Annotated in this window: 13 protein-coding genes; 8 read left to right on the top strand and 5 right to left on the bottom strand. The window is 71.3% G+C overall.

Going from position 1 to position 16,488, the window contains the following annotated elements:
- The first annotated feature begins 83 nt into the window (after positions 1–83).
- The 3 genes from ABIA35_RS13640 to ABIA35_RS13630 are packed head-to-tail and all read left to right on the top strand — an operon-like array spanning position 84 to position 4,149.
- A complete protein-coding gene (locus tag ABIA35_RS13640; RefSeq protein ID WP_370337586.1) occupies positions 84–881 on the top strand; it encodes a carbohydrate ABC transporter permease in 798 nt (265 codons plus the stop codon).
- A gap of 9 nt (positions 882–890) precedes the next feature.
- A complete protein-coding gene (locus tag ABIA35_RS13635) occupies positions 891–3,107 on the top strand; it encodes an alpha-galactosidase (RefSeq protein ID WP_370358100.1) in 2,217 nt (738 codons plus the stop codon).
- Between the two features lie 4 nt (positions 3,108–3,111).
- Positions 3,112–4,149 carry an NAD(P)-dependent alcohol dehydrogenase gene (locus ABIA35_RS13630; RefSeq protein ID WP_370358099.1) on the top strand — a complete coding sequence of 346 codons (1,038 nt, stop codon included), beginning with the start codon at positions 3,112–3,114 and terminating at the stop codon, positions 4,147–4,149.
- A gap of 15 nt (positions 4,150–4,164) precedes the next feature.
- Here the strand turns inward: ABIA35_RS13630 and ABIA35_RS13625 are convergent, their stop codons facing one another.
- Positions 4,165–5,382, bottom strand: coding sequence for a Dyp-type peroxidase (locus ABIA35_RS13625; RefSeq protein WP_370358098.1), 1,218 nt, complete (start codon positions 5,380–5,382; stop codon positions 4,165–4,167).
- 76 nt (positions 5,383–5,458) lie between these two features.
- Here ABIA35_RS13625 and ABIA35_RS13620 point away from each other — a divergent pair, with 76 nt between their 5' ends.
- Complete coding sequence (locus ABIA35_RS13620) at positions 5,459–6,805, top strand: nitrous oxide reductase family maturation protein NosD (RefSeq protein ID WP_370358097.1); 1,347 nt, start codon at positions 5,459–5,461, stop codon at positions 6,803–6,805.
- A 64-nt stretch (positions 6,806–6,869) separates the two neighbouring features.
- Here ABIA35_RS13620 and ABIA35_RS13615 read toward each other — a convergent pair whose 3' ends face one another.
- Positions 6,870–7,625 carry a hypothetical protein gene (locus ABIA35_RS13615; protein WP_370358096.1) on the bottom strand — a complete coding sequence of 252 codons (756 nt, stop codon included), beginning with the start codon at positions 7,623–7,625 and terminating at the stop codon, positions 6,870–6,872.
- Between the two features lie 210 nt (positions 7,626–7,835).
- Between ABIA35_RS13615 and ABIA35_RS13610 the strand changes: the two genes are divergently transcribed.
- Positions 7,836–10,430, top strand: a complete 2,595-nt coding sequence (locus ABIA35_RS13610) for an SdrD B-like domain-containing protein (protein ID WP_370358095.1) — start codon at positions 7,836–7,838, stop codon at positions 10,428–10,430.
- 184 nt (positions 10,431–10,614) lie between these two features.
- Here the strand turns inward: ABIA35_RS13610 and ABIA35_RS13605 are convergent, their stop codons facing one another.
- Genes ABIA35_RS13605 through ABIA35_RS13595 form a run of 3 tightly spaced genes read right to left on the bottom strand, consistent with a single transcriptional unit; the run spans position 10,615 to position 12,539 of the window.
- Complete coding sequence (locus ABIA35_RS13605; protein ID WP_370336845.1) at positions 10,615–11,178, bottom strand: TetR/AcrR family transcriptional regulator; 564 nt, start codon at positions 11,176–11,178, stop codon at positions 10,615–10,617.
- The gene (locus ABIA35_RS13600) at positions 11,175–11,537 is read right to left on the bottom strand and encodes a DUF1304 domain-containing protein (protein ID WP_370336847.1); all 363 of its coding nucleotides are present in this window, start codon (positions 11,535–11,537) and stop codon (positions 11,175–11,177) included. The genes ABIA35_RS13605 and ABIA35_RS13600 overlap by 4 nt, the downstream gene beginning before the upstream one ends.
- A 54-nt stretch (positions 11,538–11,591) precedes the next feature.
- On the bottom strand, positions 11,592–12,539 hold the full coding sequence (locus ABIA35_RS13595) for an alpha/beta hydrolase (protein ID WP_370358094.1): 948 nt from the start codon (positions 12,537–12,539) through the stop codon (positions 11,592–11,594).
- Between the two features lie 98 nt (positions 12,540–12,637).
- On the opposite strand from ABIA35_RS13595, the gene ABIA35_RS13590 reads away from it, so the two are divergent.
- The 3 genes from ABIA35_RS13590 to ABIA35_RS13580 all read left to right on the top strand — a co-directional run bounded on the left by ABIA35_RS13590 (position 12,638) and on the right by ABIA35_RS13580 (position 16,442).
- On the top strand, positions 12,638–13,105 hold the full coding sequence (locus ABIA35_RS13590; protein WP_370358093.1) for a MarR family winged helix-turn-helix transcriptional regulator: 468 nt from the start codon (positions 12,638–12,640) through the stop codon (positions 13,103–13,105).
- Between the two features lie 138 nt (positions 13,106–13,243).
- The gene (locus ABIA35_RS13585) at positions 13,244–14,020 is read left to right on the top strand and encodes a GntR family transcriptional regulator (protein ID WP_370336853.1); all 777 of its coding nucleotides are present in this window, start codon (positions 13,244–13,246) and stop codon (positions 14,018–14,020) included.
- 190 nt (positions 14,021–14,210) lie between these two features.
- A complete protein-coding gene (locus tag ABIA35_RS13580; RefSeq protein WP_370358092.1) occupies positions 14,211–16,442 on the top strand; it encodes an alkaline phosphatase family protein in 2,232 nt (743 codons plus the stop codon).
- The last annotated feature ends 46 nt before the right edge of the window (positions 16,443–16,488 follow it).

Raw genomic sequence — 16,488 nt, 5'->3', positions numbered from 1 at the left:
CGGCGGTGATCGAGAAGACCGAGCGCGCTGTGCGGGAGCGGTCCGGCCGACGCGACGACTCGCGCGCGCCGTGGGTCCGTCCCCTGGTCGCGCTGGCTGTCACCGCGGTCTTCGCGGTGCCGCTGTACCTGGTCGTGGTGAACGTCTTCAAGCCCGGCGACCACATCACCGGCTCGCCGGCGTCGGTGCCGTGGCCGCCGACCCTGGACAACCTGAAGGCCGCGCTGGACCGCCCCGACAATCTCTACTGGGACGGCCTGCTCAACAGCGTCGAGATCACGACGGTGTCGATCGTGGTGCTGGCGGTCCTGTCGGCGATGCTCGGCCACTACCTGGCCCGCACACGCAGCCGCCTCGCCCGCGCGACGCTGCTGGTGCTGCTGGCCGGGCTGATGATCCCGCCGCAGGTGATCCTGGTGCCGGTGGTGCGGATCCTGCGGCTGACGCACCTGATGACCACGTTGACCGGCATGGTCGCGTTCAACGTCGGCTACTACATCCCCTTCGGCGTCTTCGTGTTCGCCGGGTTCATCCGCTCGATCCCGATCGAGCTGGAGGAGGCGGCCGCGCTGGACGGGGCCGGACGGTGGCGGACGTTCTGGATCGTGGTCTTCCCGCTGCTGCGGCCGGCCACCGCCAGTGTGCTGATCTTCCTCGGGGTGTGGATCTGGAACGACTTCCTGGATCCGCTGATCATCCTCGGGCCGGTCGGCGGGACGACCGTCACCGTCGGCGTCTACCGGGCGCTCGGCGAGCATCAGTCGAACTACGGACAGCTGTTCGGGCTGATGTTCTTGGCGGCGCTGCCGGTCGTCGTCTTCTACTTCCTGTTGCAGAAACACTTCGTCAAGGGCCTGACCGGTGGCGCGGTCAAGGGCTGAAAGGGAATCATGACGCTCATTCGGTCGATTCCCGGGGCCCGGGCCTGGCTGGTGACCGCCGGCGGCTCGTGCGCGGTGCTGCGGCTGGACGCCCGCGACCGGCTGCTGTCGGCGCATTGGGGACGAGAACTCGGGCTGGAGCAGGCCGCGGCGCTGATCGGCGTCGCGGCGCCGGTGCCGGCGGGTGTGTCGGGCGCGTCAGGTGTGTCGGGCGTCTCGGACGTGTCGGCGCCCGGGTTCGGCGCGGTCGGCCACGGCGGCGCCTGGCCCTTCGAGGAGGACGTCGAGGGACCGCTGGAACTCGCGGCCGGCGCGGCCTTCCATTTCGGGCACGCGCAACTGGCCGTGCGGTTCGCGGACGGGACGCGCGACCTGGAGTTGGACTTCGCCGGCGCCTCGATCGAGAACCCCGACGACACCACGGCCGAGCTCGTCCTGAGCTTCGCCGACCGCCACTATCCACTGGCTGTGGAAAGCCGTCACCGGGTTCGCAGGGGTAGTCCGGTGATCGAGCGGCGGCTGGTGCTGCGGCACACCGGACCGGCGGGCGGCGAACAGATCAGCATCCTGCGAGCGGACTCCGCGTCCTGGACCCTGCCGCCGCTGCCCGACTACCGCCTGAGCCAGGTCCGCGGCCGATGGGCCGCCGAGACCCGGCTGAACCGCTCCTCGCCGCCGTTCGGCGAGACGCTCCTCACCAGCCGCCGCGGCATCACCGGCCACCACGCCAACCCGTGGGTGATGATCGACGACGGCACCGCGGGCGCGACCCACGGCCAGGTCTTCGGCTGCGCGCTCGCGTGGAGCGGCAGCTGGCAGATCACCGTCGAACGCACCTCGGCCGACCGGACCGTGGTGGCCGCGGGATTCGGGCCGGACGGCGCCGTGTGGCCGCTGGCCCCCGGCGAGGTCCTGACCACGCCGGTCAGCGCGGGCATCTGGACCGACGGCGGTTTCGACGCGGCGTCGCAGGCCTGGCACGGGTACGTGCTCGACCGCGTCCTGCCGCATGCCGGAGAGCTGCGACCGGTCGTCTACAACTCGTGGGAGGCGACGGGATTCGACGTCTCCCTGGAGGGACAGCTCGCGCTGGCCCGCCAGGCGGCGGACCTCGGCGTCGAACTGTTCGTCATGGACGACGGCTGGTTCGGCTCCCGGACCTCGGACCGCGCGGGCCTGGGGGACTGGTGGCCCAACCCGGACCGCTTCCCCGACGGGCTCGCCCCGCTGGTCAAGGGGGTCCGGGAACTGGGCATGGACTTCGGGCTGTGGGTCGAGCCGGAGATGGTGAATCCGGACTCTGATCTGTATCGCGAGCATCCCGACTGGATCCTGCACCAGCCGTTCCGGCAGCGCAGCGAACACCGGAACCAGCTGGTGCTGAACCTGGCGCGGCCCGATGTCGCCGCGTGGGTGCACGGTTGGCTGGACCGGCTCGTCGCGGAGAACGACATCGGCTTCCTGAAGTGGGACATGAACCGGCCCTTCACGGAGGTCGGGTGGCCGGAGGCCGGCCCCGGCGGGGGGGACCTCGTCTGGCGGGGGTACGTGGAAAACCTGTACGCCTTGCTGGACCGGCTGCGCGCCGACCATCCGGCACTGCGGATCGAGTCGTGCAGCGGCGGCGGGGGCCGGCTCGACGCCGGGATGCTGGCCCGGGTCGACCAGGTGTGGACCTCGGACAACACCGACGCGCTGGACCGGCTCGCGATCCAGGAGGGGTTCGCGCACGTGTATCCGGCGCGCGTGATGTCGGCCTGGGTCACGGATTCGCCGAACCCGCACACCGGCCGCCGCATCCCGCTGGAGTTCCGGTTCCACGTGGCGATGGCCGGCGTGCTGGGTATCGGCGGTGATCTCGCGGAGTGGAGCGAGGCGGAGCTGGCGACGGCGCGCGAGATGGTCAGCGTTTACAAGCGGATCCGTCCCGTCGTGCAGCACGGAGTGCGGTATGCGCACGGCGATGCGTCGGGGGATCTGAGCGGCGTGGAGTACGTGACCGCGGACCGCTCCGAAGCGGTGGTGTTCGTCTACCGGCGCGAGCGGCGGTTCGCACAAATGGAACGGCCGATCGTGCTGCGCGGCGTCGACGCCGCCGGCCGATACCGCGACGTGGGGAGCGGGATCGTGCACCACGGCGCAGTGTTGCTGAGCCGAGGACTGCCGGTGGCCCTCGGCGGCGGAGACCCGATGAGCACGATGGTGCACCTCGTGCGGGAAGGATGACGGAATGCGCGCGGTACAGGTAGTCGGATTCGGGCAGCCGGTCTCGGTCGTGGACGTGCCGGAACCGGCCGTCGAAGATCCGCAGGACGTGGTCGTCCGCATCGCGGGCGCCGGCATCTGCCGCACCGACCTGCACATCGTCGAGGGCGCCCTGGAGACGGCCTTCGCCCAGCAGCCCCCGCTGACCCTGGGTCACGAGAACGCGGGCTGGGTCGAGGCCGTCGGCTCGGGGGTGTCGCAGCTGGCGGTCGGCGACCCGGTGATCGTGCACCCGGCTGTCACCTGCGGGTTCTGCGATGCCTGCCGGCGCGGCGCGGACATGCATTGCGCGACGTGGCGCTTCCCCGGCGTCGACGGCTGGCCCGGCGGCTACGCGGAGCTGATGCGCACCTCGGCGCGGGCTCTGGTGAAGCTGGAGCCCGACGCCTCGCCGGCCCGGCTGGCGCCGTTCGCCGACGCCGGGCTCACGGCGATGCACGCGGTGCGGCGGCTTGCTCCCTTTACCGGTGTCGGTACGACAGTGGTCTGCCTCGGGTCGGGCGGCGTGGGGCAGATCGCGGTGCAGTTGCTGAAGATCCTGACGCCGGCCCGAGTGGTCGTGGTGGAGCCGGACGAGTCGCGCGCCCGAACAGCCCGCGACCTCGGCGCGGACGACGTCATCGCGCTGCCCGCCGAGGCGGCGGCCGACGCCGTCCTGGACCTGACCGGCGGCCGCGGCGCGCAGGCGGTACTCGACCTGGTCGGCGAGGGCGCGGTCCCGGAGCAGGCACTGCGCATGCTCGCCAAGGGCGCCGTGTACTCGATCGTCGGTTACGGCGGCGGGGTCCGCATCGAGCACCTCGACATGATCAACAGGGAACTGACCATCCTCGGCAACCAGATCGGGACGCACGCCGAACTCGGCGAACTGATGGCGCTGACCGCCGCGGGCCGCGTCACGCTCGGCACTGAGACCTTCCCGTTGGAGGCGGCCGCCGAGGCGATGGCGGCCGTCGCCGCCGGTCGGGTCGCTGGGCGGGCTGTGCTGGTGCCGGGGAGGTGAGACTCGGCCCGAGCCTCAGCCGAACAACGTCGATCCCAGCGGATGCCGCTGATCGAAGCCCGGCAGCATCAGGAACGTCGCGCTCGCCGTGGTCGTGGTGAACGGCAGCAGCGCGTCGGAGTCGTCCATGTGCGTGAGCGTGGCGGTGAAGGTGTGCAGGTCGTTCTGGAAGCTGATGAACAGCAGCCCGGGCCGCGGATCGTCGATGCTGTACGAGCGCCGCTGCATCAGGCCGACCCCGACCACGTTCGCGTGCGCGCGGCGCGCATGGGCGTCGGCGGGGATCAGGTAGCGGCCGTCCGGGGTCTTGGCGCCGAGGTCCGGGTTCGTGGCGATGGTGCCGCCGGACAGCGGGACACCGCTGTCCCGGCTCCGGCCGAAGACCGCCTCCTGCTGCGGGACGGACAGCGCGGCGAAGCGCGGCAGATCGAGCTCCATCCGCCGGACGACCGCGATGGTGCCCCCGGCCACCGGTGCCGGCCCGGCCAGCCAGAGGTCGCCCTGCTGCTCGGCGGTCGTGGCCGGGCCCACGATCCCGTCGAGGAAGCCGAGCAGGTTCCGGGGCGCGGTACGTCCCGGCCCGACAGGCGTGTTCGGCCCACGCCGCGCGGACTGGCGCCAGCGTTCCGTGACGCGTGCCCCGGCCTGGTCCAGCAGCGCGGCGGCGGCGACCGGCAGGACCAGCGCGTCGCTCGCGCACAGCTGGATCAACAGGTCTCCGCCGCGTGCCTGCGGGGCGATCTGTTCGCGCGAGAACTGCGGGAGGTCGGTCGTGCCCGGCAGCGCGGCTCCGGCTGCCTGCGCGCCCGGCGCCTTGCGCACCACGCGGGGGCCGATGCCGATCGTGATGGTCAGATCGCCCGGCGCCAGGCCCAGCAGCCGCGGTTCGGTCCCCGCGGTGAGCGCGAGGATGGTCCGGCCGAGCTCGGCGAGCAGCGGCCCGGGCGCCGTCCTGTCATCGAGGTCTGCGACGACGGCCAGCAGGTTGGGTTGCGCGGGCTGGGGAGTGGTGATGCCGGCTTGGTAGCGTCCCGTCGGCGGCACCGGTGTGTCGGCGGCGGTGGTGGCTGCCGCGGCGGCAGCGGCGGCAGCGGCGGCCGTATCGCGCGGTGACGTCGCCGGGGAGGCCTGCGTGGCATGCGCGTCACACCCCGCGACCCCGCCGACGGCCACCACCGCTCCGGCGGTTCCGAGAAACGCGCGTCGTGACGGTTGGGGGTCGGCTGGGCGCACAACGTAGAGAGTGCCACACCGTCCGGCGGTTGAGTGAATCCGAGTCCTGAATCGCCTTATCGTGCCAAACTGGGCCGTGCCCCCTTTGAGTTCTCGCGTGTGCGCCGTGCTCGGCGTCCTGGTGTTGTCGCTGGCCGGATGCGGCAGCGGCGGTGCCGGCCACTCGTCCAGCCAGGGCAAGCGTCCGGCCGGGACCCACGTGACGATCCACGTGCCGGCCGACGCCCCGACGATCTCCGACGCGGTGGCCCTGGCCGAGCCGGGCGATCTCGTGCTGGTCGCGCCGGGCACCTACCACGAGATGGTGCGGATCAAGACGCCGCAGATCACGCTGCGCGGCGAGTCGCGGGACAAGGTCGTCATCGACGGGCAGCTGCAACAGGCCGACGGCGTCGTGGTCACCGCGCCCGGCGTCGCGGTGGAGAACCTGACGGTGGAGAACAACACCCAGAACGGCGTCCTGGTGACCGGCTCGGCGCAGGCCGCGGCCGGCAAGTCGGAGTCCAACGGCGACTACGACACGGGCAGCGAACCGGTGACGTTCCTCAACTCGTTCCTGGTGTCCTACGTGACGGCGACGCGCAACGGGCTCTACGGCATTTACGCATTCTCGGCGCAGAACGGAGTCATCGAGCACTCATACACCTCCGGAGGTGCCGACTCGGGCATCTATGTCGGGCAGTGCAAGCCGTGCCACATCGTGGTGCAGGACGACATCGCCGAGCTGAACGCCGTCGGCTACGAGGGCACGAACGCCAGCGGCGACATGTACGTCGTCGCCAACCGGCTGGTCGGCAACCGGGTCGGCCTGACCACGGACTCCGACCACCAGGAGAAGCTGCTTCCCCAGCAGGGCGCGGTGGTCGCCGGCAACCTGGTCGCCGCCAATCAGCAGTCTGCGACACCAGAGCAGGCCGACGGCGGCTGGGGCATCGGCATCGGCGTCGACGGCGGCAGCTCGAACCAGTTCCTGCACAACCGCGTCACCGGCAACACCAACGCCGGTGTGGTGATCACCGCGACGCAGGACATCCCGCCGAACGACAACCAGATCCTGGACGACCTGTTCGCGGGCAACGGCCTCGACGTCGGCTGGACGTTCCCGACCGCGACCGCCGGGCAGGGCAACTGCGTGCGCGGCCAGGGCCTGCACACGGCTCCCGCCGGCCTCGGCGCGGCCGCGACCGCCTGCCCGGCCGCGCCTCAGACGCCCTCGCCGTCGGGCACCTGGAGCGCGCCGAAGCCGCCGGGCGGGATCCCGTTCACCGACGTGGCCGCGCCGCCGGTGCAGCCGCAGTTCCCGAACGCCGCGGGGACGCCGGCCACCGTCGTGCCGGCGACTCCGGTGGTGCCGGACACCGCCGGGCTTCAGGTGCCGACGGCGGAGCTGCTGGCGGCCACCGCGCTGGTGCAGACGTCGTGATGGCCGATGGCGACGGCTGGCCGGTCAGTCGGGCAGCCGGGCGGTTGGTCTGTCGGGCAGCCGGTCAGCCCTGAGCGGCCGCGGGAGTCGGCGGCACCGCGCTGTACTTCTGGGTGTCGAAGTCGATGACAGCAGGCTGACTCTCCGAGGCCAGCGCGGCCTGCACGCGGTACATGGTCCCGTCCGCGCCGATCCAGTAGCGGACCGTCCCGGCCGTCGTCGCCGCCGTCCCTGTTGTTTCTGCCGTACCCCGCGCCGCCGGGCCGGTCATGATGTCGGTCTGGCGGCCGGCCACCTGATCGTGCCCGACCCACATGGCGCCGTTCTGCGGCAGCAGCTGCGCGTTGTCCGGCCGGTCGCTGCCCAGGTTGAGCGTGATGGCCAGGGCGCTGTCGAGCGAACTGCCGGTCTGTTGCAGCGGCCGGCTGAACCAGCCGGTGGTCGGCGGCGTCGCCGGCGCGGCCGCCGGTGTGCTCGGCATCGGATCGACGAGCACTGATGTAGCGGTCCACTCGATGAGTCCGTCGCTGGAGGTGTCCCGGCCCGTGCCGTGCACCACGCCGTAGCCGAGCTTGGCGCGGTAGTCGATCGACCCGGTGAGGACCAGATCGCCCGCGGTGCCGGGCACGGTGATGGTCACCGCTCGGCCGCCGGCCTCGTAGTTGCGGAACCGGGTGATGGCCAGCCGGTTCGCCTCGTCGGAGGTCAGGGCCCTGGTCCGGCTGCTGCTCCCGGATCCGCTCACGGCGGCCGCCGTGACACCGGCCGCCGCGAGCGCGACGACACAGGACCCTGCGATGTACCAGCGTGCTTTCGGCATGGCTCGTACCTTACGGGGAGCCGGCGGATCGGGGGTGTCCGGTTCGTCTGAAACACCTGTTCGTAAGGTCTTTTCAGGGCCCGAGCGATACAATGCTCTGATTCACTGCGGCGGTTCAGCCGCACCCTCGCCCCCGGCGCGCAGCACCTCGGCCACGGCGGGGGAAGCCACGGACCGGCCTGTCTGGTCTGGAGAAAAAGGAAATCGGGCATGAGCGAAGCCGGTAGAAAACGGGTGCGGCCACCCGGCAGAAAAGTCGGGCGGCTGGGCCGGGTGGGACTGGCGACTCTGTTGACGGCGGGTGGCGCGACCGGAGCGATTGCGAGCGGGGCTCCTGCGGCTTCCGCGGCTAGCGCCGACGGCACCCTGACCGTCCAAGTGCTGCGGGACTTCTTCGGCACGGGCATCATCAACGCCACCATGGACACCCCCCAGCAAGGCATGGACGTCGGCGTCACGGACGCGGCGGGCCACGAGGTCCAGGGGGTGACCGACGCGACCGGGAAGTTCGTCATGAAGTCGTCGACGGTCCTCACCGGGAGTCAGTACCGCGTCGATGTCACCATCCCGGCGCAGTACGCCTATTTACAGGCCGCGCCGGCATCGACGCAGGCCGACCACTTCGACAGTTTCACGACGTACGTGAACCTCGCCGGGGGCAAGGCGGCCTCGGTGATCACGGGCGTGTGGAACCCGGCGGACTACACGACGCCGGATCACAAGTACTACGCCCCGGTGCAGACCCCTGCTGTCAGCACCAGCGGCACCCCCGCCGACCCCAACGGTCGGGCACTGGTGGCGGTCGATCCCGCCGCCCGCGACACCTGCACGCCGCCGACGAACTGCCCGACGGTGCTCAACACGCAGTCGGAGGTCGGCACGACGTGGGGCCTGGCATACGACAGGTACCAGGACCGCATTTTCCAAAGCGCTTTTGCAAAGCGCTACACCGTCTACGGCCCTGACGGCGGCGGCGCGATCTACACCACGCCGACTGACGGCTCGTCCGCGCCGAAGCTGTTCGCCACGGTGCCGGGTGCCGCGATCACCGGGCACGGCGGCGAGGACATGCGCAAGGATCCGCTGTTCACGAACGCGCCGGGGGAGGAGAGCGTCGGCGGCATCGCGCTGTCCGAGGACGGCAAGACGCTGTACGCCGTGAACCTGCTGACGCGCACGTTGGTGAGCTTCGACGCGACCGGTGCGACGGCTTCACTGCCGTCGGCGACGGTGCCGATCCCGGATCCGGGATGCGCCGTGCCGACGGACTGGCGTCCGTTCGCGGTCGCCGCGCACGACGCCAAGCTGTACGTCGGCGGCGTCTGCGACGCGGAGAGCACCCAGCAGCGCAGCGACCTCAAGGCGGTCGTGTACGCGTACGACGGTTCCACCTTCACCAAGGTGCTGACCCAGGGGCTCGACTACCAGCGCGGTGAGGTCATCAACGGGGTCCACACCGCGTTGTCCGACCACTGGAACCCGTGGGACACCGACCTGGCGACGTGGGGCCAGCGCATGGGCTACGACAACGTGTACATCGATCCGCAGCCGGAGCTGGCCAGCCTGGCCTTCACCCGCGACGGTTCGATGATCGTCGGATTCCGCGACCGGTTCATGGACGTCATCGGCGCCGGCGGTCTCGACCCGCGGCCGGGGAACAACACTCCGGAGCAGGGCATGTCCGGCGGCGCCATCGACATGGCCTGCTCCGCGCCGAACGGCGCTTACGACTGGGAGGGCACCGGCGACTGTCCCAACCACGCCACCTACGCCAACGACGGGCACAAGCCCGCAGGCGTCGTCCAGTATTTCCCCGGCGACTTCTTCGACCCGGGCCACACGGGACAGGGAGCGCACGAGGACGCCTCCCAGGGCTCGGTGGCCTATGTCCCGCAGCAGCAGTGGGTGGTCAGTACCGAGCTCGACCCGGCCAAGCAGGTCAGCTCGGACGGTTTCGGCTACTACGACGTGACCACCGGCATCGGCCCCGGCCAGGACGACCCGGCGAACGGCTACCAGTTCGTCGGCCCGAACGACAACGCCTTCGGCAAAGCCGGCGGTCTCGGCGACATCGCCTACACGGCGGCGAACGCCCCGATCCAGATCGGCAACTACGTCTGGTTCGACGGCGACCACAACGGCGTCCAGGACGCCCACAGCACCAACGAGGTCCCCCTCGCCGGCGCCACGGTGAACCTGCTCGACGCCGCCGGCAAGCAGGTGGCGACCACCACGACCGACGCAGCCGGCGAGTACTACTTCGGCGGCGTCGGCGCGAAGTACCAGCTCACCCCGGGCGCGAAGTACACGGTGCAGTTCGACGTCTGCACGGCCAAGACGGACAACGTCCCCGGCCAACCACCGGCGACCGCACTCCGCTTCACCCTCCCCCTGGCCGGCACCGACCGCGTCCACGACTCCAACGTGGTCCCCCCGACCACCGGCGAGCTCTGCGACGGCACCGCCCCCGTCACCGCCCCGGCCAAACCCGGCGGCGTGGACCACACGATCGACGCGGGCGTCTACATCCCGGCCCCGACCCCGCCGCCGACCTCCAGCCCGCCGACGACGACACCCCCGACGACCTCCTCGTCGAGCAAGCCGCCGTCGACCCCGCCGACCACCCCGACCACCCCGACCACCCCGACCACCCCGGCCCCGACAACCTCGTCGAGCTCCGGCGGCCTGGCGCACACCGGTCTGGCGAACTCGGTACCGGAGCTGGCGCTGATCAGCATGCTGCTGCTCACCGCCGGCGGCGCGATCGCCTGGGGCAGCCGCCACCGGCGGGCCGGAAAGCACTGAGGTACACGGCCTTCCCGGCTGCCAGTGCTGCGGCGGCGGGTAGGCCGGTGATCGGCTAGTTGGAATGGCAGGGCGCCGTCCGCACGAGGGTTGTGCGGGCGGCGCCTTGGGTGTGCGGTGCGTGGAAGAAGTCCGGTCGTCCGTGTGCGATAGCCGTTATCCGACGCTCTTTTAGCGACGAACGTCAGCGCAGTCGCGCGCTGTGCAGCGCGATCAGCAACCGCCACACCTGCCCCGCGACCTCGGTCGCCGTGCCGGGCACCAATCCGTGCAGCCAGTCGGCCAGCACGCCCGTGAACGTGCCCGCCACCGCTGCCGCGACCAGCTCCGCGTCGGGCGCGCCGGCCAGCTCTCGCTCCTTGCGACTTCGCTCCCTGAGATCGCGGTGCAGCACCAGCCCCAGCGGGCCGCCTCCGCCCGGGGTCAGCAGCGCCGTGTAGACCGCCCGGTGCTGCTCCAGTCCGGCGAAGAAGGTCTCCAGCGGCGCCGGCGGTACGGCCGGATCCGGGACGCCGCGCCAGGCGTGCAGCGCCTCGACCGCTTCGCGCACCACGTCGGCGCAGGCGTCGACGGCGAGGTCCTCGAGGCCTGGGTAGTGCAGGTAGAACGTGGCGCGTCCGACTCCCGCGCGCTGCGCCACCTCGGCGACGCTGACCTCGCTCAGCGGCTGCTCGGCACACGCCTCGAGCAGCGCCGTACGCAGGCGGCTCCGGGTGCGCGCGGCGCGGGGGTCTTGGACACCGCTCATCGCGCCAACAGTACCGCCGCCAGCGCCAGCGCCCCGGGCAGGGCCTGCGCCACCAGGATGCGGCGGTTCGCGGTCGCGGCGCCGTAGAGGCCGGCGATCACGACGCAGATGGAGAAGAACACCTTCGCGGCGAACGCGGTGGGGTCGTCGGCGACCAGGCCCCACACCAGCCCCGCCGCGAGGAATCCGTTGTAGAGCCCCTGGTTCGCCGCCAGGGGCGCGGTGGCGCGGGCCATTTCGGCGTCGAAGCCGGAGAGGTCGCGGCCCGGCTTCTTCTGCCACAGGAACATCTCCAGGATCAGGAAGTAGACGTGGAGGGCTGCCACCAGGCCGATGAGGACGTTCGCTGTCGTCTGCACGGGGTCCACCTTTCTAGACGAGTGTCCAGGATAGCTGGACACTCGTCCAGAAAGCTAGACGGCCGCCGGAGTGAGGTGCTCGGCCTCGGCGTGCGCGGCCTGGAACTGTGCGGCTTGGATCTGTGCGTTCAAGAAACGCGCGGCCCGCTCGAGCGCCTCGTCCGCCTCATCGAGCCGCCCGAAGTGGTGCTGGAAGACGTGCGGCAGCTCGCGCCCGATCTCCAGCGTGACCTCGACGTCGTCGGCACCCGCACGCCCCGCCAGCCCGACCGCGTCGTCGAGCAGGAGCTCGTTCGCACCGACCTGGATCAGCAGCGGCGGCAGCCCGGTCAGGTCCGCGAACAGCGGGCTGACCAAGGGCTGCGTACGGTCGCCCGCGCCGATGTAGAGGTCTGCGTAAGCCCGGAGGTCGTCCTCGATGAAGATCGGGTCGATGCCGTGCTTGGTGCGGATGCTGGCGCCGCCCAGCGTGAGATCGGTCCAGGGCGAGAAGACGACCGCGGCGGCCGGCTGCGGCAGTCCGGCATCGCGGGCGGCGAGCAGGGTGGCGAGCGTCAGACCGCCGCCGGCCGAGTCCCCGCCGATCACGATGTCCTGCGGGTCGGTGCCCGCCTCCACCAGCTCGCGGTAGGCGGCGAGCCCGTCCTCGACGGCCGCGGGGAACGGGTGCTCGGGCGCCAGCCGGTAGTCGACCGACGTCGTCCGCAGCCCGGCCCGCCGCGCCAGCTCGCCGACGAGTCCGGCGTGGGTGTCCGGCGAGCCGATGACGTAGCCGCCGCCGTGCAGGTAGAGCAGGTGGCCGCGCTCCGAGGCGCCGTCCGGCGTCAGTTCCAGGGCCGGCCGCCCGCCGAGCACGGTCTGCCGGGTGGCGACGCCCTCCGGCGCGGGCGCGCCGACGGCCGCCGCGAAGCCGCCGCGCTGCTCCTCGACGGTGGGCGGCGTCTCGCTGCGCGGGGCGGAGCGAAGGAGGGCATCGATGGCTGCACGCTGCTGACGGGACATGGCGGGCCTCCGTGGTCCAGAACTGTGGTCGGATGCGAGGATGGATTCCTTGGAATCCATCTGTCTCCAGCTAACCACATTCCAGGGAAGATGATTCCATGGAATCTATCGGAGGACCTGTGAGCCCCGTCACGCCGATCTTCACCGACCTCGTCCGCGTAGAGACCCGCCTCTACAACGCACTGAGCGCCCGCCTGCGCGACGAACGGGACGTCACCCTCGGCCAGTTCGAGTTCCTGGAGCTCATCGACCGCATCCCGGGCTGCCGCGTCCTCGACATCGTCGCCGACGTCGCGATCACCGTCGGCGCCGTCAGCAAGGCCGTGGACCGCCTGGTAGCCGCCGGCTGGGTCGTCCGCATCCCGCACCCCCAGGACCGCCGCTCCTCGGTACTACGCCTCACCCCCGAGGGCGAGAAGACACTGTCCGCGTGCCGACCGATCGTCGAGGACGAACTCGCCGCGCTGACGGCTTCGGTTCCGAAGGCTGACCTGGCGAAGGTGGGCGCGACGATGGCCGCGCTGCGGTCGACGCTTGAGGCGGGGTCCACGGGTCAGCAGAGCTGAGGGAAGTGCCCAAAGTGCGGCTCAACGTCTGCCAGCCGCCATCCCATTCCCGAGCGCACAGCTCCGATGCTGCTCCCGCGGTCGTCAGATAATCTCCCCCTACGAACGCCAACCGACCATCGATCAGGACGTGCCGCCGTGACGCCAACCGGTCCGGCTTCGGGGAGCCCAGGCAAAGAGTCAGGTAAGGAACCCGCCGACATCACGGCGGATCTACAGCGCCGCATCGCCGACGGCGAGTACCCCGCCGGTCGGCGGCTGCCCAGCGAACAGGCGCTCGCCGACGCGTACGCCACCACGCGGGCCCGCGTGCGTACCGCGCTGGCGGCGCTCGCGCGGCGCGGTGTGCTGGTGTCGCGGCCGAATTCCGGGTGGGTCGTGCAGGCCGGGCACCAGGTGCAGACGGTGGGGGAGCTGCGTTCGTTTTCGCGGTGGGCGACTGAGCAGGGGCGCGAGTTCGGCAGTCTGATCGTGGGTCGGGAGACTTCTGGTGCGACCGCGCGGGAGGCGCGGTTGCTCGGGATCGGGCTCGGCGAGGAGGTCCTGCGCTTCGTCCGGGTGCGGACGCTCGATGGCCGGCCGGCCATGGTCGAGCGGTCCACCTGGGCGCCGTGGGTGGTGCCGGTGGTCGGCGGGCTGCCCGATGATGTGCCCTCCATCTTCGACGCCTTCGACGCGGCCGGGATCCCGGTCCTGCTTGGCGCGCACCGGATCGAGGCGATCGCCGCCTCCAGCTCCGATGCGCAGCTGCTGGCCGTTCGGCGGTCGAGTCCGCTGCTGCAGGTCAGCAGGACGAGCGTGACTCGCGTCGGGCAGGTGGTCGAGGTCGCTGTGGACCGTTACGCGGCCGACGCGGTGGCCTTCGACGTCCGGGCCGGAGATGCCACGCGGACGTTGCCCTCGCCGCGCGACTGACCACGGCTGGTAGCCGGCGCGGCCCGCCTGGTAGCCGGCGCGGCCCAGTGCGCGCAGTCGGCGATCGGATCCGGGCGGCGCGGCGTCGGATCCATGATGCGACGGGCCCAGTTCACAGCCCATTCACCTGGGGCGCTTTTCATCGGCGGCTGTAAGCCCGTGCCAGCTCACCCCGCACCAGGAGTGTCCGATGACCACCGACCACGAGCCGTCCCGGTCCGAGCGCGTCCAGCCGGGAGTCCAAGGGATACAGGGAGCCCAGGGCGTCCAGGCAGCCCAGGGCGTCCAGGCAATGCAGGGCGTCCAGGTCCCGGAATCGATCCTGCGATCGGGCCTGTCCCGGCGCGGCATGCTCAAGGCGATGGGGCTGTTCGGCGGCGTGACCGTCGCCGGCGGCGGGGCCGCGGCCTGGGCCGCGACCGACGCCACAGGCACGACCAGCCCCGCCGCCGGCTCCGCGGGCACGTCCGGGGCGGCCTACGTCCTGCCCGAGGGCTTCGCCGGCAGCATGGCCGACCTCAAGCACGTCGTGATCCTGATGCAGGAGAACCGTGCGTTCGACCACTACTACGGCGCGATGCCCGGTGTGCGCGGCTTCAACGACAAGCAGGCCCTGCGCTTCCAGAACGGCACCGACGTCTTCTCCCAGCCCAGCGGCTCCGGCGTGGTCAAGCCGACCCACGTCACCACCGTCGCCCAGACGACGACCGGCCTGGACCACGGCTACGGTTCGGGCACCTCGGCGTGGAACGGCGGCCGCTACAACAACTGGGTGCCCGCCAAGGGCAGCGCGACCATGAACCACCTCACCGGCGACGAGATCCCGTGGCAGTGGTCGGTGGCCAGCAACTACACGCTCTGCGACAACTACCACTGCTCGATCATGGGCCCGACGACGCCGAACCGCCTCTACCTGTGGACCGGCACCTCGGACGGCGTCACCGCCAACGGCGGCGAGACCTCGGGCAACCGGGGCTGGCAGACCTACCCCGAGGCGCTCCAGAACGCCGGCGTCTCCTGGCGCGTCTACAGCGACAACAACAACGGCGACGGCTGGCGCGGCGACTACGAGGACAGCCCGATCCGCGGCTTCGCCACCTTCACCCCGAGCGCGGCGAACCTCGCCGACCCGGTGAAGACCGCGCCCGGCACCGGCCTGGTCTGGCGCGCCAACTCCTTCCCGTACGCGCCCGACGGCCTGCCGAACGACGACAGCGACACCAACCTCAACGGCGTCCTGAAGGACTTCATCGCCGCCTGCGCTCCCGGTGCCCAGTACCCGCTGCCGCAGGTCTCCTGGATCGTCGCGCCGTACGAGTGGTCCGAGCACCCCTCGGCGAATCCCGAGCACGGCGCCCGCTACACCGACCGCGTGATCCAGGCTCTGCAGAGCAACCCCGACATCTGGAACCACACGCTGCTGATCCTCAACTTCGACGAGAACGACGGCTACTTCGACCACGTGCTGCCGCCGTTCGCGGAGCCGGGCACCACGGACGAGTACTCCGGCAGCACCCCGCTCGGCTACGGCGCGCGCGTCCCGATGATGCTGGTCTCGCCGTGGACCCGGGGCGGCTGGGTCAACTCGGAGGTCTTCGACCACACCTCGGTCATCCGCTTCCTCGAAGTCTGGACGGCCTCGCTGGGCACCCCGGCGCAGAGCACGACCATCACGGGCTGGCGCCGCGCCATCAGCGGCGACCTGACGAGCGCGATCGACTTCGCGCACCCGGTCCTGGGCACGCCGTCGCTGCCGGACACCGCGGCGCTGGTCGCGATCGCCCGGGCCGGCGGCACGATCGCGACCCAGGTGCCCGCCGACGACCAGTGGAACGACTACCCGCCGCTGCGTCCGCGTCCGCTGTCCTTCCACGCGCACAGCACGTTCTCCGAGGACCGCGCCACCGGTCTGGTGACCGCGAACATGAGCCTGGCCGGCGGCCCGGCGGGCAAGGGCGTGAGCCTGCAGGTGTTCCCCGACAAGTACAAGGCGTTCACCAACACGCCGTTCACCGTGAGCGCCGCCGCACCGCGCTCCTACACCTGGGACGCCTCGGCGTATCAGGGCCGATACGCGTTCTCCATCTACGGTCCGGACGGCTTCGTCCGCTCCCACGCCGGCACGGTGCTGCCCGCCGGGCAGAACAACACCGGCGTGCCGCGGGTGGACGTCGCACTCGTCACCGGCGCCGCCCCGACGGTGGCGATCACGCTGCACAACGACGGCCTCCAGCAGGTCCACTACACCCTGACCGCCAACGACCACGTCGGCGGCACCCAGAGCTACTGGGTCGCGCCGGGCCAGTCCGCGAAGGTCTCCTGGCCCACCGCCGACGGCTACTACGACGTGGTCATGACGGCCGACACCGGCACCGGCTGGAACCACCGGTACGCCGGGCGTATCGCCCAGCCTGCCAGTTGACACAGCCCGCCATCTGACCCCGCTGACTGCGCCGACACCCTGCTGA

The sequence above is a fragment of the Catenulispora sp. MAP12-49 genome (genome assembly GCF_041262705.1).
Lineage (GTDB): Bacteria > Actinomycetota > Actinomycetes > Streptomycetales > Catenulisporaceae > Catenulispora.
This window is presented reverse-complemented; position numbering and strand designations above follow the sequence as displayed.